Genomic DNA, 19937 nt, shown 5'->3' on the forward strand with positions numbered 1-19937 from the left:
AATGTCAGTCTGACAGACTCAGTTGGTATTTATTAATCAGATGGTTATAAAATAGCATGGTGCTAAATCAAAACCGCTTACCTTTGCAACCAAATAAAATTTGGACATTGTTATCCTAATAATGGCAACAAATCGCACATTTACCATGATTAAGCCCGATGCTGTAGCAGATGGGCACTCTGGAGCAATCATCAAACTGATCGAAGAAGCGGGCTTTCGTATTGTAGCGATCAAAAAAACGCTGCTTACAAACGAACGAGCAGGTCAATTCTATGCTGTTCATCAGGAACGCCCTTTTTATAACGACTTACGCGCTTACATGTCGTCGGGAGCGATTATTCCGATGATATTAGAAAAAGAAAACGCCGTAGCTGATTTCCGTAAACTAATTGGCGCAACAAACCCTGCTCAGGCAGAAGAAGGTACGATTCGGAAATTGTATGCCAAATCAATGGAGTCGAATGCTATTCACGGTTCTGATTCTGATGAAAATGCTGAAATAGAAAGCAATTTCTTCTTTGCCGGAACGGAGCAGTATTAATCTGAACCAGGATTTAAGGATTAACCAGATTTTGTTGATTGATAAAGCGCTTCGAAGAAGCGAAACAAATCTGGTTAATCCTTAAATCTGTTAAATCCCGCCGGGCCGACGTATCGGTTCAAAATTCTTCTCGTAATACTTACAGAAATCCTTCAAGTTGCATACACCACAGCGGGGGGCTCTAGCCAGACATACGTAGCGACCGTGTAAGATGAGCCAGTGATGGGCTTTCGGTACGTATTGATTCGGAATATGCGCCATCAAGGCTTTTTCGACTGCCAGTGGAGTTGTGGCCGTTAAAGGGGCTAACCCAATCCGGTGCGAAACCCGAAATACGTGCGTGTCGACCGCCATAGTCGGCTCATTATAGACTACCGATAGAATGACATGGGCGGTTTTGCGTCCTACACCGGGTAATGTCTGAAGCTCTTCCAGCGTTGCCGGAATTTCTCCTCCAAACTTCTCCATCAGCGCATTCGCCATACCAACGAGGTGTTTCGCCTTGTTATTGGGATAAGAAACACTACGTATATACGTGAATACTTCATCAACCGAAGCGGCAGCCATTGATTCGGGTTCCGGAAATCGGGCGAACAGAGCCGGCGAAATCTGATTGATACGTTTATCGGTACACTGAGCCGACAATATAACAGCTACCAGTAACTCATAAGGGTTACTGAAGTTGAGTTCCGTTTTAGGCTCTGGATAGTGCTGGGTGAAGTACTCAAGAAAGCGCCGGAATCGCTCTTTTTTTAGCATAGGCATAGGTAACGCACACATTCTGTCTGCCGTATAAAACGAATTTCGTTAACACAGCAGACAATATGTGTGCATTACATACTCCACCTACACGTCTATAATTGACGTCGACGAGTAGGTGGACTTGATGGATGATTTTGGGAATAATTGAGAATTGACTGTATCGTATTCGGTCTAGGACTTCGTTCTATTCGATTCATAAGCGCCCGTAATTCAAGCGCATCCAGAAAGAACGTCATCAGTTCCGGCTCCGACATCATGGCATCTTCAATGAGTAGATTTTCTTCAGGTGAAGTCTCCTCATAGACATACCGGATCACATCATCTTGGGTAAAGGTTTTTATCATAACTCGGCGAACGTTTGCTCAGTTGTTTGCGCAGATTGATCAGCGCATAACGCATACGTCCCAATGCCGTGTTAATACTGACGCCGGTTGCATCGGCAATCTCTTGGAAACTCATTTCCTCGTAGTGCCGCATAATAAGCACCTGGCGTTGTTGTTCTGGCAATCGCTGAATCAACTCGCGCAAATGCTCGTGTGTTTCCTGGCGAATTTGTAGCGATTCGACCGAATCTTCTGCAAACTCAAGCGTATTGAACACACTGCTTCCGTCCTCAAACACCACACTGGGGTAGCGTTTATCCTTTCGGAAATAGTCAATGGCCAAGTTGTGAGCGATTCGGATAATCCAGGGTAGAAATTTTCCCTCCTCGTTATATCTACCAGATTTAAGCGTATCTACGGCCTTTATGAACGTATCCTGCATTAAATCTTCCGCCACATACTGGTCTTTAACTATCAGATAAATGGTGGTGTAGATTTTCGATTTGTGCCGTTGCACTAATTTGGCAAAGGCTTTTTCATTACCACGGATATACAGGGAAATCAACTCACTGTCGTTTACCTGGGCTTTTTCCATTTTCAGTAAGACAATTAGGTAACGTAGAGCAGTGTTCCGATAGTGTGCAGGTGATTATGTTTTTTATGAAAATATTGAGAATCCAGTTTTAAAAATAAGTGCTGGCTGACTTAAATCCAAATAAATAGTACAAAAAATCTGCCAAACGGTACTTTTTCTTGCAAAAATTTAATTTTCAGCAAGGAAAAATGCTGAAAATTTAACGTCCAAGCAAATATAGCTTATTCGGAGAATTAATTGTACTTACGTTTGATGATGCAATATAGATTCTATTTAGCACATGATCGTTTAAGCGAGGATTAACTTTTTTTCAAATTATAGGCCACTGACAATTGTTGGACTTGGTTAGCACAAGTGAGCATTAAATACTGTTTTTGTCTAATGCATTGATTTACTGGCTGGAATGGCTATTTTAGAGCTTTATTTTGCCGGTCGTTAAGGGGTAGTTTGTTTATGAGGTGGGTTTGGTTTGCAATCTTATTAGTTGGGTGGCAGATAAACTGCTTTGGGCAAACCTGCCCTCAATTACCCGAACTGGACTTCGATAGACGAGGGGATGCAGCCTATATGGATAGTCTGTTAACAATTGGCCGGGTACATCGCCATATTTCGGCAAGTCTGCCAAGAAACCCACGTAATGATACGTTACGGTTAGAAGGACTACGTTATATGTCGCTCGTATTCAAGCAAATGCGTGGCCAAAAACGTGATAGCACCCTTTTCTATGCCAGACAACTGGAAGCCGCAGCAAAATTTTACCGGAACGACCTATACGCAGTACGGGCTATGATGTTTCAGGAACATTATTTCCGTACAATAAAAGGCGATTATCCACAGGCGCTTGTCATCAATCAACATGCTTCGGAATTGTGTGCCCATTTGCCGCGCGAGAGCTCACCCCGTTGGCAGGTATTAATGAATATGGGCGATATTTATATGGTCCAGAAAGAATATGTTAACGCTCTTGCATCTTATCAGGCATCAATGAAGCTGCTGGGATTCAATACGTCGCTGACTCCCAAAAACAGAAAATTACTAGTTAGTCAGGCCATTTCCCAGATTGGCGAAGTGTATGAGATTCAGGGATTATATGACCAAGCGCGTCAGCAGTATGAAGCCAGTCGGCAAATAGCGATGGAACTACGTTCGCAGGTGAACGTAGCATACGCCGATGAACGTCTGGGTGATTTTTATCTTAGCCGTCACCAGCCCGAACAGGCAATCAAATCGTTTGAGGAAAGCCTTGCTGTCTGGAGTCAATTAAATGAACGGCCGGGGCAGGCGGCTGTCTGGGCGCGACTGTCGGAATGTTATACCCTGTCCAATAAGCCTGATTTAGCTATTGAGTTTGGCGAAAAAGCAGTGGCTGTTGCCCGTGAGGAAGGCTATACAAAGATTCGACAAATGGCAACGCAATCATTATATCGAGCTTTTCGGGTGGCAAATCAGCCCGCACAGGCGTTGGCAATGTATGAGGAGTTTAGCATGATCCGCGATAGCCTCAACAACATGAAACGCGTAGAAGAGCTATCAACGCTTCAAAAGAAATATGATATTAACCAGATTCGGATGGCGGCAGATCGGGAGCGGTTCATGCAACAGCAGCAGCTACTCGATATGCGCAGGCAAACAGAACTGGAACGGTTGAAGTCTGAATCGGAACGGAAACAGCTGATTGGTGAAGCACAGCTAAACAAACTCCAGCAACGTATTGAAAATGAACGGATAAAAACGAATGCCGAAAAAAATCGAATTACGCAGCAGGCACACATAGCTAAACTGAATCACGACATTGAAGAAGGTTATTTATTGCGCATTATTCTGGTAGGTGGCGTAGCCATGTTACTGGGTTTCATAGCTGTTTACTATCGCAAAAACCGCCTGATTCATCGGCAAAAGCACGAAATTGAAGAGTTGAACCACGACCTCGAAAACAAAGTGCTGGCCAGAACAATAGAATTAAAGCTGGCCAACGACCAGCTACGTGCCAAAAATCGTGAGATCGAAGAAGCTCTGCTACGTGGCCAAACGCTCGAACGAAAACGAATGGCTGCTGATCTGCACGATAGCTTGGGTGGGTTGCTGGCGGCTATCAAAACCAGTTTATCGGCATTGAATCCGGCCAAGATGGCTGATCGTGAGCAACAGATTTACCATAACCTGTTAAATATGAGTCAGGAGGCTTTTGCCGAAATTCGCTATCTGTCGCATAATCTCCAACCGGATGAGTTAGAAAAACAAGGTCTCTCAGAAGCGTTGGCACGTTTAGTGAACAAACTTAACTTAAGTCAGAAAATAACCTTTCGGCTGGATGTTGCAGAATTGCCACGATTAGATAAAACGGCTGAGTTTAACCTGTATTCAATCTGCATTGAGTTGTGTAGTAATATTTTACGCCATTCGAAAGCAACCGAAGCCGATATTATTTTCCGACGGTTTAATACCGAATTGAACATGATCGTAAAAGATAATGGCTGCGGTATGGACCCTTCCGATGCTACAGGAATGGGCTTGAACAATATTCAGGCGCGGATGGATCTAATTCGGGGACGCTACGAAATTCACTCCAGCGATGGTGAGGGTACTACGTTTATTTTTATCCTGCCTGTTCCGGCCGACAAGGTTGCCGGATAATAAGTAACGCCAGCACGCGTGCTTATGAATTAGGAGAACGACAAAAACCCTTTTATTATTAGCTTTCGGTTTTACGGACTAAAATCCGTGTTATTAATACGATGCGTACATTTTTTAGAGTATTGATTTTTAGTATTCTCCTGACAAGTCAGTGGGCAAAGGCGCAGAATGGGATTGTCGTTTTTCAGTCTGATTTTGGGTTGAAAGATGGCGCTGTATCGGCAATGAAAGGCGTAGCATTAGGCGTCTCTCCATCATTAAAATTGTTTGATCTAACGCACGAAATTCCAGCTTATAATATTTGGGAAGCTGCGTATCGGTTGCATCAAACAGTAGCTTATTACCCCGCTGGCACCGTATTTGTATCGGTTTGTGACCCCGGCGTTGGTACTGAACGTAAATCGGTAGTGCTGCTCACTAAATCAGGGCATTATATTGTTACACCCGACAACGGTACGTTAACCTTAGTCGCTGAAGATTTAGGTATTCGCGAGGTTCGCCAAATTGACGAGGTAACTAATCGGCGGAGAAATTCGGGGGCTTCTTACACCTTTCACGGACGAGACGTATATGCCTACACGGCTGCACGGCTGGCTGCGCGTGTGATTAGTTTTGCGAAAGTTGGCCCTAAATTGCCGAACAACGTAGTACGGATTATCTACCAGCAACCTGAGGTTAACAAGAACGTAGTGAAAGGGACAATTCCGATTCTTGATATTCAGTACGGGAATGTCTGGACGAATATTCCGAAGACAATGATTGATAAGATTGGCGCTAAAGCTGGGGATAAAGTTCGCGTGCAGATTTTCCAGAGCGACCAGTCTGTTTATGACAAAACGGTTCGGCTGGTGAATACGTTTGGCGAAGTATCGACCGGCGACGACGTAGCATATATTAATAGCCTGCTGAATTTTTCAATTGCCGTTAATCAGGGCAATTTTTCGGAAAAATATAAAGTTGTTAGTGGCCCCGAATGGACTATTACGGTCAGTAAACAAGCTAACTAACGTAGCAATGTAGGTTCGAGTCCCAACTAGATACCTGATTTTAAGCGTCTTGAATACAGTCAAAAATCTTAACCGTCGTGATTTCATTCGCACCAGCGCTGCACTGGGCGTTACGTTGAGTATACCATTGCTGGCTCAGGCTGGCGTTAATCAACTCGCTAAACCTGTAAAAATTGGGTTGATTTCAGACATTCATCATGATATAGTGCCTGATGGGAAAACCCGATTAGCGCGCTTTGTGCAGCATATTCGCCAACGTAACGTCGATGGTATTCTGCAAATGGGTGATTTTGCTTTCCCCGAAGCGAAGAACAAAGAGGTTATTGATTTATTCAATCAGGCACATCCAACCCATCTGCATGTAATTGGTAATCACGATGTTGATGGTGGTCAAACGCGAGAACAGGTTGTGGAAGGCTGGGGAATGCCCGGTCGGTACTACGTTCAGCAAATTAACGGTATTTGGCTGATCGTGCTCGATGGAAACGACCCAGGCTCACCAACGCATAAAGGCGGCTATCCTGCCTACATAAATCCAGCGCAGACGAGCTGGCTAAAAGCAAAACTTCAGGAACTAGATGGCCCCATTATCGTGGTTTCGCATCAGCCGCTGATTGGTACGTTATCGGTCGATAATGCCGCTGAAATTCGGGATATTCTGGCGAGCGCAGCAGAAAAGATTATTGTGGCAATTAATGGACACTCGCATATCGATCAGTTGATGTACGACCGAAAAATCCCCTATCTGACCATCAATTCGGCGTCTTACGTTTGGGTCGGCGATAAATTCAAGCACGAAAGCTACCCGAAGGAGATTCACCAAAAGCATCCGTCGTTAGCCAGTACATGCCCGTATCAGGATCCATTGTTTACGGTTCTGACCATCGATCCCGCTACGTTGACGATTCAGCTAGAAGGTCGACGAACGAAATGGGTTGGAAAATCGCCCGAAGAATTAGGGTTTGGCGATACGTATAAACCGCTGAAAATTGGTCAGGAAATTGTTCCGTTTATCCGGGAGCGGAAAGTAATACGTATCAGTCAGAAATAAACGCTACGTTTCTACACGCTTTGCATCGTACTTAATTTCCGGTAAAATCCTTCGTCTAGCGTCAACAATTCATCGTGTCGACCACGCTCTACGATACGGCCCTGATTCACCACCAGAATCTCATCAGCGTGTTGAATCGTGCTGAGCCGGTGCGCAATTACCAACGTAGTACGGTTGGCCATCAGGCGCGTAAGGGCTTCCTGAACCAGCTTTTCTGATTCGGTGTCAAGGGCCGATGTCGCTTCGTCGAGAATCAGAATCGGTGGGTTTTTCAGAATCGCGCGGGCAATGCTGATACGTTGCCGTTGTCCGCCCGATAGCTTACCACCACGATCACCAATAATAGTCTGATAGCCATTTGGCTGTGCAACAATAAAATTGTGCGCGTTGGCAATTCTGGCGGCTTCCATAACGTCGGCCTCAGAGGCATTGCTCCCGAAAGCAATGTTGTTGAAAATGGTGTCGTTGAACAAAATGCTTTCCTGCGTAACGATACCCATTTGCGCTCGTAACGATGCCATCGTACAATCGCGGAGGTCGACGCCGTCGATTAAAATACGGCCATCAACTGGGTCATAAAATCTCGGAATCAGATCGGCAATGGTCGATTTTCCTCCGCCTGATGAACCAACCAGCGCAATCGTTTTTCCCTTAGCTAAATCGAACGTAACGTCACGTAGCACAGGCGTATCTGCATTGTAGGCAAATGATACGTTCTGTACCGAAATACGGTCGGAGAAACTCGGCAACGTAACAGCACCGGGTTTGTCCTGGATATTGGGTTGCGTATCGATGAGTTCAAGCACGCGTTCGCCCGAAGCCAACCCACGTTGTGAGCCACTGAATGCATTCGAAATATCTTTGGCGGGACGCGTAACCTGCGAGAAAATGGCGATGTATGAAATAAACTCGGCCGCCGATAAATCAGACTGGCCGCTCAATACCAGCGAACCGCCATACAACAGAATGCCTGATACGACGGCTACGCCCATAACTTCCGAAAAAGGTGACGCCAATTCGCGCCGATTAGCCAGTGAACGTACCGCCCGCCGATAGCCTTCGTTTTCCTGCCGAAACTTGTCCAGAATAAACCCTTCGGCTACGAAACCTTTTACCACGCGCATACCACCGAACGTTTCGTCTAGCAAGCTCACCAATCCGCTCAATCGCTGCTGACCAGCCTGCGCGTCGCGTTTCATCCGACGAACCAGAAAGGCAATGAATATGCCCGATACGGGAATAACCAGAATGGCGAATAAGGTCAGTTTCACCGAAATGCTCAGCAGCGCAATGATATAGCCAATCAGCAAAAACACTTCTTTGGAGGCCGCCGATAACGTATTAGCAATCGAATTTTCGACTTCCTGAACATCGGTGGTGATTCGGGAAATGAGATTTCCTTTGCGTTCATTTGAGAAAAAACCGAGATGCAAATTGATGGCCCGACTAAATACGGTTTCGCGCAACGTAGCAACCATCCGCGCTTTAAACGATTCTAGTTGCCTTATAGATAGATACTTAAATAGATTACTGCAAAGTACCGACGTAATAATAACGGCACAGACAAACTGGAGCGCACCAACTTTACCATAGGTCTGAAATACCTGTGCAAAGTAATAACTGAACGCATCGACTGGCGACGTAGTAAACGAAGGCGCAGGCTGATTCAAAAAAGCCTGCATTTTCTGAGCATCAACTTTATCGAACAGGATGCTTAACAGCGGAATCAGTAGCGTAAAATTTAATACACCAAAAACACTAGCCAGTAGCGACGTCAACACGAATGGCGTCAGAAACCGGCCCAGCGGCTTGGCAAACGAGAGTAAGCGGAGGTATGTTTTCATTCGTGCTGCAAAGATAACCGAAACGTCGGCCCGACGGTATTTCGGTTCAGAAAGCAGCAACGGTAAAGGTCATCTTATCCGACGTTTTAGGCGCGAGTACCTTGAAATTGATACGATAAATAGTATCACCCCATTTTGTGATAATCCCTTTATCTTCAGGTGCATCCAGCTTTACTTTTTCGATGGAAGGCTGCATTTGCTTAGGGTTATACGTAACAACGAAATCGCGGGCGGTTCCCTGTTTGGTTGCGTAGTGAATAATCAGTTCACCCGGTTTTTTTACCTCGGCTGGGTAACACGTCATCAGGTGTTGCGTTACGTCTGTTGCACTGGCCAGTTTCACTACGTCATCAACCTGAACGTTTTTACCGCGATTGAGCCGGATGCTACGTTGCCAGCTCGTTACGCCAGCATCTTTCTGGTAAGCCTGTGTTATATCGACGCCAAATTGCGTTACAGCATCATCGGTTTTATACGTAACGTTACGAGCTTTGAACGTAGCGCCGGGTGGCTGATTTTTTCCGTTAATAGTGGGAAGATTATGGTAATCTGAGCAATTGTACCAGATGTCATATCGCTTGCTGCTGAACGTTTTAGATGTATACGTACCCCGTCCTACATCAATCAACAAGGGCTGACCATCGTAATAGACAACGTAGTTGCCAACATCATTGTGGTTATGGCTCTCGTCGTTATGACCGCCTTTGGCTGCTACGTAGAAACCTTTGGTTGTTCCACTGTTGTCGCGGGCGGCAAAGACCTGCAAATCGGGGAGCCAGACGTTTTTCGGTAACGGCAAACCCTGTGGTGCTTTCTGAAATTCATCCTGCATAAACAGCGAATAGAAGTTTCGGAAGTAGTGAAAGCGTCCAACGGAGCCGTCTTCGGGTTTGCGGTAGAAAGCGCCGAATTTCATCATATCCAGATCGTTGATGGCCTTGCCATAGCGATAAATCATGGTGGCCGCCATTCCGGGTTGCGGGTCGGCATCGGCGAAGTTCAAGAAATAGTTTTCGCTGATCTGAGCGCGGTAAATGAACTTGCCCATGTTGCGAAACTTTTCGTCGGCATATACGTATTGAAACGCATCGTTACTGGCCGTGTTGAGCATGGCAATATTGTCGAAAAGTGATGCGGCAGCCGCTCCCCAATAACTTGGCCCTTCATCGCAACCCCCATCCTGCGGATAAGGATTCACGAACTCGTCGAGAACATCCAGTATTTTTGCTACGGCGGCAGTACGTTTCGTATCGTCTTTTTCCAGCAGTAAAACGGCATTTAACCAGTTCGAGCAAATCCACGGATTCCAGTTGTTAGGCGGACGACCGGCCGAATTGGTCGTCATCCAGCCGTGCGGTTTGGTCATCAAGGGTTGAAAAATTCGATAGTTGGTTTCCTGATACATCCGCTTCCGAAGCTGGGGCGAAATAGCATCCAGCTTATCGCCAACGTAGTAATCGACCCAGGCCAGATACGTAGCAGTTTCGGCGGCAAACAGATCGACAAATGGTCGTGATACGTCCATGAGCCCCGAGTATTCCTTGCCTCTGGGTAAATGAGCAGGTACGCCCCAGAACGATTCTTCGCAGATTGACCAGACACCATCGGCAATCTGGTCGATAAACCGGCCCTTATTTTCGTAAATCTCACCCAATAGCAACGTACCGAGTACCGCGCGCTTATCGAAACTAAGTGCCTGATATTGATCACGGTCGCCGGTACGTTCGTAGAGTAATGACTTGGTGGCTGTAATTGACGGCCATTGATACGTCAGATAAGACTCAGCTTTTTTCAGATACGCCTGCATCATGGCCTGATCGGCTTTCGCCCAGCCAGCCCGGTCGTCGCGTTTCGGAAAAGGAGCCCATTGTGCCTGCGGAATTAAAGCTTTCCGAAGAGCATCGCCGGCGAATTTTCCACTTAATAAATCCTGCTTTTGGGCCGACGCAATCAGACCGCTGAGGAACAATAACGTCAGAAGAAAGGGAATTTTCATTGGCAGAAAACTATATCAGATGCAACGAACAATAGGAGTATTACGTACCTAAAGTCACAGCAATCTGCATTTTAATGGCGCACCTCGAAAACAACCTTAACGGTCAATTTGGGGTCTAGTTAAAAACAGGATTAATCTCGTTTAGAAATTCGATTAAAAATTGAGCGCAGATGTTCTGTTAAAAAACGTTAATCGTTAAAATTTATATTGATTATCAATGAGTTAATAATTGATTCTTGCTGACGGGATGTTTAGGAGAATCGAACGAATACCACTTATTATTAGTTATTAAAATAGCGTATACGAATGGCAGATTCTTTAACGTTAAATAGTCATTTGATACGCATAACGACTCAATATCCATGAAACTCAAAGCCATAATCAGCAGTCTGTTCATCGTCGGTACGCTGGCGTCCTGCGCCCCCTCTATTACGGTTAAGTACGACTATGATCCTAAAGTGAATGTTCGGCAGTTTGCTACGTATCGTATCGAAGCTGACCGCCAGCGTAACGCCGACCCAATTGTGGGTAGCAACCTGAATCAGCGCCGGATTTCCGACGCATTAGATCAATCGTTGAAAGCACGCGGTTATAAGCCTGTTACGCAGGGCGAAGCCGATCTGGTGGTTCGGTTCTTTATGGACTCGAAAGACAAGCAGCAAATTCAGTCGAACAACATGTACTCGCCTTATTCGTGGGGCTGGTACGGCGGTATGAATAACAACGTTTATTCGCGTCAATACGAAGAAAATCGGGTAGTAATCAACGTATTGGATGCCCGTACGAACGACATCATCTGGCAGGGCTGGGCAACGGGTCAGCTCAATAGCAAGAACAAAGAGCGTGACCGAGATCAGGCGTTCCGCGAAACGGTGACCAGCATTATGAAGAATTTCCCGGAAAGCGCGGGTCAGGATTATGGTGCTGCCCGATGAGCATTGGCCATTCTATAAAAAACCTGCTTCCCAACGGAGGCAGGTTTTTTTATGGACATAGGTTTTTGTTAATTTGTAGCTTATAGCCCACAATTCATGACAGCCATAAGTCGAGGATTTGTTTATTCGCTTGCAACAGCCATTCTTGTGCTGCTGTTATGCATTATGGCATTGTTGGGGGTAGCTTATAACCGGCATCAACATCTCGAAGATGCCACAATTGACCTTAAACGAAATCTCTCCAAACAGGAAAGTAAAATCGTTGAACTTCAGGGGCGACTTGAGGATTGCGATACAATTTCCAGAGTTGTACCGGCCGATACAGCCTGGACAAGTGCTCCTCAGGCTACTACCCAAGCTCCTCCACCAAAATGGTAGTTTATTGATTCGGGTTCAGTGATTTAGAGTTTCCCATTACGCAGAATTGGAACTGGATTTACTTCAGATATTTCTCAATTGTTTGCCGAATAAGCGGACGGCTTGCTGCTGAATTATAAGTTGTTTGTTGCGCTGTTTCGGCAAGCTCGTCTAATTCCTGACTTAGCACCTGCCCTTTCACCTGACCCTTAATAGCTACTATGTCGCGATTAGCCAGTAAATCATTCCAGACATTACGTACATCAGTCCAGTACGTTCGATGTTTAGCCCACCAGTCTTTAGCAGATTGGCATTTTTTCTCATCGGTACGTTTATAAATATTCAATCCTTTCTCAGCTACCAGTAACTGATCGCCCGATTCGGAGCGGATAATTTTCTCATTGTCCTGCTCATGAACGTAGCCGTCTGGGCTGATTTCGTGCTGATTTGTTCGACGTAGTACGTTATAATCGGAGCGTTTTGTGAACTCACGACGCGGTAGGGGAGCATCGACCGTACTTTCCCAGAAATCCCGCCCGTCGACGTGGACCCAACTGGCTGTGCCTTCATATCGTGGGCTATCGTCTACTTCAAATACTTTCTGCGCCCACTGGCCTTTTACCTGCGATGGAGAATAATTGATCCGTTTCCACGTAGCGTTCTGGTCAAATTCGAGCAAGCTGGTTGCCTGATATTCCCAATCTTCCCGCCAATGCTTCACCACTACGTTATCATTTACAACCAGAAGGTGCTGGATCACTATTTTGATCGGTCGAGTTGCCGAGCCAACAACTTCATCGACAAACACCCACTCGGTTCCTCGGGCCGTATAGCGATCCTTGAATGTATAGGACTTATCGGGAGAGAAGGTTTCGGCGTAATGGAAGCTAACATTATGGCAGCCACACTGTGCTTTTATAGCGGCTATATCTTCAGGCTTAGGCAATGTTTGCGCGATTAGCAGAGTTGCCTTCAGCAATATAAATGTAGTCAAGATGGATAAACGCATGATGTATAAGTAGTTACGTGATAAAATAGTAACAATCACAAACCAATTTTGGACGAGGATAAATAAATACTTTGTATTATTTGTAATGATTCTAAATAGAACTTACGTTTGTAAAACGAATTATATGTTACGAAAGGATGCTGAATTCAGGATGACTTGTATAGTTATGGATTATTAGTAATCAAATTTATACAGCCCTCAACGACAACGATTTAAAGTATGAAATGCCAGTGTTATTTATTGGCCAATTCGGCAAGTGGACGGATTATGTTGCATGGCGAAACGGCTTCATGTAGCTCCTGTGAAATCGAGAGCCACAACATTTCTCTACAATTCAACAACATAACACAATGGATAGGTTATGACGATTTTTTAGTATTGGAATGGCAGATACGTAGCATTGACACCGAAGCGTACTTTACGGCCTATCCATACGAAGACCGTATTCATTTAAGCACATCGTCGCGCTTTTTGAGTTTTAGCTTTATGCCGCATGAATTGATTGAGTTACGGAAGATGCTAAGTCGGGCGGTTAGGCGACTTCATTGGCTCGAAACGTTGCGAATGGCTCAGAATTAAACGATAAAATCATGTCCGTACTTGTGTTCCGAACCAATATCAATAGCGATGAGCGAATCCATCGGGCAGCTTGTCAGTTATGCAAATTACGTAGCATATGCCGTTGGAGTATCGATCTCGAAGATTATGATTGTGTATTACGTATCGAAGCCGATTCGCTGAAAGAAGCCGATATAATTCGGGTATTGGCGAGAGTTGGGCTGGAGTGTAACGTATTGAATTGACACAGCTACGTATCAAATAAAAAAAGACACCCGCTTAGAGTGCCTTTTTTACGGTTTATCATAGGTTGGTTATTCAAATACGTTGTCCTCGTACGTAACGCTTGACAGTTTTTTGTCGAGGTAGTAAACTTGATCAGCAGGAATCTGGTCGATCAGGTCGAGGCAGCGACGAGCAATGTATTCTTCTTCTACCTGCTCTTTAACGTACCATCTCAGCAACTCTTCGGTAGCAAAGTCGTTTTCACGACGGCAGATAGCGATAATTCGGTTGATCGAATCGGTAACGGCAATTTCCTGTTCCAGAACGGTTTCAAATACCGAACGTAATGAGTCAAAATCCTGATTAACAGCAGGTACTTCTGGCGAATAAGCCGTAGCTCCCTGGTCGCAAAGGTAATGAAATAATTTCATGGCGTGTTTCCGTTCTTCTTCCGACTGTTTGTAGAAGAAGCCAGCGCTATAATCATAACCGCTGCGGTCACACCAGCCAGCCATCGCCAGATATTTCGACGAAGCTGTCATTTCCATTTGTATCTGTTGGTTGAGAGCCAGCTCAACACTTTCTTTTATTGCTGTGCGTAGTCTTGCTAAATCTTTCATGATGTGTAACCGTTTCCGGTGAGCTAATCGTATGACAAAACAACAGAAAAAAAACGGTCGTTGTTGCACATCCGGTTGATTATCAGAAAATTTAGAAGAAGTCTATTTATGGCCTATTCTGCCATTGTACAGCCACATTCACGAAGCATCGAGTTCAGGTCGAGCATAAGGCGGGCACCGTTAAGGAGTTCGCGCAGGTGAACGATTTCGCAGAGTGTCAGTACGTAGCAACGTTCGGCACGGGGGAGCGTCAGAATTTCAACATCATACTCAGGAGAGGTACTCAGGGCCATCTGCCGAATGTCGACCGTTTCCACCATCCGACGGAAGTGAACAAAATCACGAGCGGAGAATTGGGTGCGGGTATCCCAAAATTCGAGAATCAGCCGGTGGGTTGTGTCGCACTGATAAACAACACCTCTGTCTGTTTTGAAAACTTCCTGATACGTGGTCGGTACGCTACTGTTCATTGTCTACGCAAAATCAACATACAAAAATAATACGTATTTGTTAATTTAGATAGCGTCTAAACAATATTCTTCAAAAACATTTTAACGAACGGTTGTTTTCATGGGCTTATTGGTGGCCAGCGGGGCATATAACCAACCCGTTTGGCCAACGGCATTACGTACCAATTGATACGTAGTGGTTTGCGCCAATACGTCGACGGATGCACCAGCAGGAAGTGTACCGATAGAAGCAGCCTCCTGATGAGCGTTATCCAGCAAATTACCTGCTGTGGCTAGGGTGATCTGACGAATAGGCCGACTCGTATTTTCTACTGTACTGCTGGCTACGTAACCCGTCAAACCATCGGGTAATTCAACCCGAAGCCAGGCTTCGGTACCGCCAATAATGGTCAGCGGAGACGCTTTAGTAAGTTCACGTAAGATAGGCGAATCGCCCTGCGGAGCCAGCCGAACTACCGAACGAATTACTGATACACGTACTGAATCACCTAGCCGGGAAAGCGAAAGAAGACCCTGTTTGGCTGGGCCGCGCCCAAGTCGAATAAACGGTAATGGATCAGTAGCTCCATCGCTGAAGCCGTAAATACCAAAATGCAGGTGAGGTCCGGTGGTGCGGGCGTTGCCGGTGTTGCCGACAAATCCGATGGTATCGCCAATCGATACACGTTGGCCATTCATTACGTTCCAGCGGTCGAGGTGGGCATAGTAGAGCCGTATGTTACGTTCATTATCCGTCAAAAACGCTACGTTCCCGCCAAGACTGTTAGAGCCTACACCCGTAACAAAACCATCTACTGAAGCCAGCGCTGGTGTACCTCTGGGCGCAAAGATATCGACACCCTCGTGCCGACGACGACCACCATCGCGCGCGACACCAAAGTAGCTGCTAATCTGGCGACTATCACGCCCTTTCACTGGAAATGCCAACGATGGTTCGCGAGTGATGCTGATGGTATACTGAGCATTCCGCAGGAGTTCGGGTTGAATCCGGATCAGATGAGTTTGTGTCCGGCGAGGTTCCCAAATCAGGATGTTCGTATCGGATTTAGAGGCAGTCAACAAGTCCAGTCTATTTCTGTCATCTATAGCAAAAACGTCTATAAAAATCTGGGCATTTTTCTGCCCTCGCGTTTCCACTTTTACCAGAAAACGGTCGCCCCGTTGTGCATCGAGCCGATACCCAACGGCAAAGGCTCTATTGGCTGAAAAATAGCCACTTTCACGATATGGAATCGTAATCTTAAGCGAATCTCGAAGGGCACGTTCACCCGCCGAAAGCCAGTCGTTTCCCAACGCAGTGCGATCTAGTTTAGCATCTTTCAGCGATTGGCCATATTGATCATGGGGCGATGAGGATCGGAATATATTCGTGCTAGGGCCCATGCCTGTACAACTGGCCAGCCAGCCTACCAGCAATATTATCGGAAAAAATCGGAGTGAGTTTTTGAATACCATAGTTTTACTATAGTCTTTAACGACTTTAGTGCCTGATAAATTTCATTTCAGGCGCCAGATGCTACGTCCATAAACTAGAATGCCCTAACCAACGGGGCAGGGCATTCTAGTTTATAAAAAACAGGTTAGACGTGGGCTTTGTTTGCGGTAAGTGGAGTTATCTAGATAGCTGATCCCATTTAAATGGTTTTGGTTTATTTCAACAAATTGAACAGTTTATAAAAAACTATACCCTTTACTCCTCAAAGTCTAGTAACTATTTTTATTAGAAGTGGTCTGTGAACTTTTGGGTTTTATTTGAAAGTTAGCAAACCCATTATTGGATTGTTGCTAAAGCGTTACGTTTATTTGAAGCCGTATGAGAATCTCGTTTCAGAAATGGCTTTTCTATAAATTGCCATGATAAGGTGGCCAAGAAAAATGCTATCATGAGTACTAAAATAGAGCCGATAATCGGGTTATATTTTTCGAAAAAACTATAATAGACAAAGATTTGTATTGTCGTAAAATGAAATATGTACATTCCATAAGAGAAGTCGCCATACTTGCCAAATTTATTTAGTGCTGGGAAATTATATGCTATGTAAAAAATTAATCCTGCAAGTGCAAAAGAGTGAAAAAAAGTTACGCCTGAGTATAATTCGATAATGAATAATAATACACTTAATAGAAGTAGTTTATTTTGATTCTTTTTGTAAAAGTCAAAATATTCGTAGAATAAAATACCGCTAACAAAATAGGATAAATAACCAGGTGTTTGACGACTCAAAATACTCATTAGTGGCGTATTCAGTCCTTCGAGATATGTTCTATAGGTAATTGATAAGAGATAGATGATAATTAGTACTACGTATTTTTTTGAACTTTTTGCAACGATAGCATACAATAAAGGAACCATTATGTAGAATAGAACTTCAACTTTTATCGTCCAAAGAGCACCATTAACTGCACATTGCCAATTGTTTTCAAAAACGCCAGGAAGGCAGGGTTGTATAAAGTTTAGAAACGTTAAATTCGCAAACAGGTATGTGTAGAATTGTTTGTTTGTAAAATATTCATACAAAGACAATTTACTAATGAAAGAAAGACCTATTAAGAAAACAAAAGTACAAGCTAAGTAAGCCGGTAATAATCGTCTTGCCCGCTTCTTGAAATAAGAAGAATTAGTAGTTGTAGATGCATAACTCTTCCATATTAAAAAGCCACTTATAATAAAAAAAGACTCTACACTCAGCCGGCTACTAAGATAAGTTTCTAGAATAGATAGTGATTTATTTTGAGATAAATCGACGATGTGTCTGGAAGCAACAATGAAAGCTAAAAAGAAGCGTAGAAAATCAAAATTATTTTTATTCATACTATTGTTTAGAACCAAAATCCTATCAGTCTGTATAATTTGACAGAAACTTCGCGAAGTTACACTGTATTCGCCTATTCTGGCAATATGTATGTTGGATTAGGAATCAACTTGTGGTTTAAACAAAGGATACTAAAAAGGATCAATGCTTACTATATCCACCGACTGATAAATTCGCTGAATACGTCTTTGTATTGATCGCTGACCGGAATGGTGGTGGTACTAATCTGGACCGTATTTCGTGTAACTGCGCTTATACGGTCCAGAGCAATAATAAATGACCGATGAACACGCATGAACTGACGAGCGGGTAATTTTTCTTCTAGTGTTTTCAGACTGGTCAACGATAACAACGGTTTGCCAGGCTCGCTCAATCGGTAAACCTTTACGTAATCTTTCAGCCCTTCGATATAGAGAATATCGCTATATGCTACCCGTACTAACTGATATTCCACCTTAAGAAATAGATAATCTTCAACAACCTCAACCGGAATGGAAATCGGCGCAATAACTGGCTGAGCAACAGGAGTTATTTCAGGACGATGTACGAGTTCGAAATAGTTACGGGCTTTACTGGCCGCCCGTAAAAATTCTTCGTAGTTGAACGGTTTCAGCAGATAATCCAGCGCATCGACCCGGAAACCATCCAGCGCAAACTGATCAAAAGCGGTGGTGAAAATGATACGTGTTGTCTGGGCACCCCGGTTGTTTTTATCTAATACACGCGCTAATTCAAGCCCGGTCAGGTCAGGCATCTGAATGTCCAGAAAAATAACATCGACAGGATGCTGGAGTAAATGCTGGAGTGCTTGTACGGCACTGCTAAAACGGCCTTCTAATTTCAGAAACGGCGTTTTTTCGATAAACGCGCAAACCAGTCCCAGCGCCAGCGGCTCGTCGTCAACGGCAATGCAGGAGAGTGTCATTGGAGAGACAGGTTTAAATGCACACGATATTCGCCATTGGTAGTATTGTCGTCGATCTGAAGGACGTACTGGTTTGGGTAAAGTAGGTCGAGCCGACGACGGGTGTTTACCAGCCCAATGCCGTTACCGGTTTCGAGCGATGGCGATTTCTGATGAAACAACGTATTGCTAACATCCAACAGCAATTGATGGTCAAGTTGCTGAATGCCAATTCGAATCCAGCTAGGTTCAAGGGTGCTGACGCCGTGTTTGAACGCATTTTCGACAAAGGGCAAAAAGAGCATTGGTGCAATGGATACGTCATGCAGGGGCGAAGGCGTATCTAACGTAACGGTCACTTTGTCGGTGAGTCGAAGCTGCATTAGTTGGATGTAATCGCTCAGAAAAGCAATTTCCTTGCTCAGCAACGTAGTGCCCGACTGGGTTTCATAAAGAACGTAGCGCATCATGCGCGAAAGTCGGTGAAGGGCTTCGCGGGCCGTTTCTACGTCAATCAGTGTAAGTGCGTAGATGTTATTTAACGTATTGAAAAAGAAATGCGGGTTGATCTGCGCTTTCAGAAATGAAAGTTCAGAAGCCGTTTTTGCCTGCTCAAGCGTAGTCCGGAGCGTAGCATCGGTTTGCCACTTCTGGAGCATGGTGATGCTGATGCTGATACCTAATACAAGAATAATTGTAAATAAGGTTGGTTGAATCCAGCCATACGGTTTCGGATGCCCTTTTCCGTCGGGATGAAACGTTCGGTGCAGAAGTGTTGGAAGGTCGAAGCCATACTCAATGCAAGCTAATATGCCCATCAACACCACAATCGTACCCACAATTGCCAGCATATAATCGCGCGTCTGATCGGTGAGCAGCATTCGCGGAACCAGCCATTTTGAATTCAGATAAAACGTACCAACCATCAGAACGAAAAAGATGGCTTGCCTGACCCAGAATAAATTGGGGAACCGAATTTCAGAGTTAAGTGTCTGAAAGAAAAGTAAGTAGCCCAGCAAACCCCAGCCAAGTACATGACTCAGCAACGGTACGTATCGTCTGGGAAATATAGTCGCGGCCATAATCTATTGAAAGGTACAAGTTTACAGCGAATTCCAGATTGATACCCTACCAAATCGGCTGACTCGTTATTTTTCCCGATGGTTTGGTTCTTTTGTCCGACGAGCCGGTCTCGAACCTGATTATCTGGTAAATATGTAGTTCATCGGCTAAAACGGCCTGTTTGCCGATATTCTCTTTCTTCCAGTCTATTGCATTTTTTGGATTGACAAG

The 19937-nt window shown here is 44.8% G+C and carries 20 protein-coding genes; 8 read left to right on the forward strand and 12 right to left on the reverse strand.

Annotated elements, in window-relative coordinates:
• Nucleotides 1-121: 121 nt before the first annotated feature.
• Complete coding sequence (locus ACYVD4_RS24775; protein WP_460950295.1) at nucleotides 122-541, forward strand: nucleoside-diphosphate kinase; 420 nt, start codon at nucleotides 122-124, stop codon at nucleotides 539-541.
• A gap of 90 nt (nucleotides 542-631) precedes the next feature.
• On the opposite strand, the gene nth is transcribed toward ACYVD4_RS24775, so the two are convergent.
• The 3 genes from nth to ACYVD4_RS24790 form a co-directional block, all read right to left on the reverse strand.
• Nucleotides 632-1300 (reverse strand): endonuclease III, encoded by a 669-nt coding sequence (gene nth, locus ACYVD4_RS24780; protein WP_460950710.1) that lies wholly within the window; start codon nucleotides 1298-1300, stop codon nucleotides 632-634.
• Between the two features lie 95 nt (nucleotides 1301-1395).
• A complete protein-coding gene (locus tag ACYVD4_RS24785; protein ID WP_460950296.1) occupies nucleotides 1396-1647 on the reverse strand; it encodes a hypothetical protein in 252 nt (83 codons plus the stop codon).
• Nucleotides 1622-2221 (reverse strand): RNA polymerase sigma factor, encoded by a 600-nt coding sequence (locus tag ACYVD4_RS24790; RefSeq protein WP_157587915.1) that lies wholly within the window; start codon nucleotides 2219-2221, stop codon nucleotides 1622-1624. The genes ACYVD4_RS24785 and ACYVD4_RS24790 overlap by 26 nt, the downstream gene beginning before the upstream one ends.
• Nucleotides 2222-2788: 567 nt before the next feature.
• Here ACYVD4_RS24790 and ACYVD4_RS24795 point away from each other — a divergent pair.
• The 3 genes from ACYVD4_RS24795 (at nucleotide 2789) to ACYVD4_RS24805 (ending at nucleotide 6913) form a co-directional block, all read left to right on the forward strand.
• On the forward strand, nucleotides 2789-4855 hold the full coding sequence (locus tag ACYVD4_RS24795; RefSeq protein ID WP_460950298.1) for a sensor histidine kinase: 2067 nt from the start codon (nucleotides 2789-2791) through the stop codon (nucleotides 4853-4855).
• Nucleotides 4856-4956: 101 nt separating this feature from the next.
• A complete protein-coding gene (locus ACYVD4_RS24800; RefSeq protein WP_460950300.1) occupies nucleotides 4957-5862 on the forward strand; it encodes an SAM hydrolase/SAM-dependent halogenase family protein in 906 nt (301 codons plus the stop codon).
• 49 nt (nucleotides 5863-5911) lie between these two features.
• On the forward strand, nucleotides 5912-6913 hold the full coding sequence (locus ACYVD4_RS24805) for a metallophosphoesterase family protein (protein WP_460950302.1): 1002 nt from the start codon (nucleotides 5912-5914) through the stop codon (nucleotides 6911-6913).
• Between the two features lie 11 nt (nucleotides 6914-6924).
• On the opposite strand, the gene ACYVD4_RS24810 is transcribed toward ACYVD4_RS24805, so the two are convergent.
• Both ACYVD4_RS24810 and ACYVD4_RS24815 read right to left on the reverse strand, forming a co-directional pair.
• Nucleotides 6925-8757 carry an ABC transporter ATP-binding protein gene (locus ACYVD4_RS24810; RefSeq protein WP_460950304.1) on the reverse strand — a complete coding sequence of 611 codons (1833 nt, stop codon included), beginning with the start codon at nucleotides 8755-8757 and terminating at the stop codon, nucleotides 6925-6927.
• 46 nt (nucleotides 8758-8803) lie between these two features.
• Nucleotides 8804-10753, reverse strand: coding sequence for a heparinase II/III domain-containing protein (locus ACYVD4_RS24815; RefSeq protein WP_460950305.1), 1950 nt, complete (start codon nucleotides 10751-10753; stop codon nucleotides 8804-8806).
• Nucleotides 10754-11115: 362 nt separating this feature from the next.
• Here ACYVD4_RS24815 and ACYVD4_RS24820 point away from each other — a divergent pair, with 362 nt between their 5' ends.
• The gene (locus ACYVD4_RS24820; protein ID WP_460950306.1) at nucleotides 11116-11688 is read left to right on the forward strand and encodes a DUF4136 domain-containing protein; all 573 of its coding nucleotides are present in this window, start codon (nucleotides 11116-11118) and stop codon (nucleotides 11686-11688) included.
• A gap of 96 nt (nucleotides 11689-11784) precedes the next feature.
• A complete protein-coding gene (locus ACYVD4_RS24825) occupies nucleotides 11785-12066 on the forward strand; it encodes a hypothetical protein (protein WP_460950308.1) in 282 nt (93 codons plus the stop codon).
• A 58-nt stretch (nucleotides 12067-12124) separates the two neighbouring features.
• On the opposite strand, the gene ACYVD4_RS24830 is transcribed toward ACYVD4_RS24825, so the two are convergent.
• Nucleotides 12125-13054, reverse strand: coding sequence for a DUF6607 family protein (locus tag ACYVD4_RS24830; protein ID WP_460950309.1), 930 nt, complete (start codon nucleotides 13052-13054; stop codon nucleotides 12125-12127).
• Nucleotides 13055-13273: 219 nt separating this feature from the next.
• On the opposite strand from ACYVD4_RS24830, the gene ACYVD4_RS24835 reads away from it, so the two are divergent.
• Complete coding sequence (locus ACYVD4_RS24835) at nucleotides 13274-13633, forward strand: DUF6686 family protein (protein WP_460950311.1); 360 nt, start codon at nucleotides 13274-13276, stop codon at nucleotides 13631-13633.
• An 11-nt stretch (nucleotides 13634-13644) separates the two neighbouring features.
• On the forward strand, nucleotides 13645-13857 hold the full coding sequence (locus tag ACYVD4_RS24840; RefSeq protein WP_460950312.1) for a hypothetical protein: 213 nt from the start codon (nucleotides 13645-13647) through the stop codon (nucleotides 13855-13857).
• Between the two features lie 69 nt (nucleotides 13858-13926).
• Here ACYVD4_RS24840 and ACYVD4_RS24845 read toward each other — a convergent pair whose 3' ends face one another.
• From ACYVD4_RS24845 to ACYVD4_RS24870, 6 genes are all read right to left on the reverse strand, one after another.
• Nucleotides 13927-14457, reverse strand: a complete 531-nt coding sequence (locus tag ACYVD4_RS24845; protein ID WP_460950314.1) for a ferritin — start codon at nucleotides 14455-14457, stop codon at nucleotides 13927-13929.
• A gap of 113 nt (nucleotides 14458-14570) precedes the next feature.
• A complete protein-coding gene (locus ACYVD4_RS24850) occupies nucleotides 14571-14927 on the reverse strand; it encodes a hypothetical protein (RefSeq protein ID WP_460950315.1) in 357 nt (118 codons plus the stop codon).
• Between the two features lie 81 nt (nucleotides 14928-15008).
• Nucleotides 15009-16382 carry a peptidoglycan DD-metalloendopeptidase family protein gene (locus tag ACYVD4_RS24855; protein ID WP_460950317.1) on the reverse strand — a complete coding sequence of 458 codons (1374 nt, stop codon included), beginning with the start codon at nucleotides 16380-16382 and terminating at the stop codon, nucleotides 15009-15011.
• Between the two features lie 316 nt (nucleotides 16383-16698).
• Nucleotides 16699-17739 (reverse strand): acyltransferase family protein, encoded by a 1041-nt coding sequence (locus ACYVD4_RS24860; RefSeq protein ID WP_460950319.1) that lies wholly within the window; start codon nucleotides 17737-17739, stop codon nucleotides 16699-16701.
• A gap of 152 nt (nucleotides 17740-17891) precedes the next feature.
• A complete protein-coding gene (locus ACYVD4_RS24865; RefSeq protein WP_460950320.1) occupies nucleotides 17892-18665 on the reverse strand; it encodes a LytR/AlgR family response regulator transcription factor in 774 nt (257 codons plus the stop codon).
• Nucleotides 18662-19726: a sensor histidine kinase gene (locus ACYVD4_RS24870; RefSeq protein ID WP_460950322.1), complete on the reverse strand. Its 1065-nt coding sequence runs from the start codon at nucleotides 19724-19726 to the stop codon at nucleotides 18662-18664. Before ACYVD4_RS24870 ends, ACYVD4_RS24865 begins: the two co-directional genes overlap by 4 nt.
• Nucleotides 19727-19937 lie beyond the last annotated feature (211 nt).

It is taken from the genome of Spirosoma daeguense, assembly GCF_054776875.1.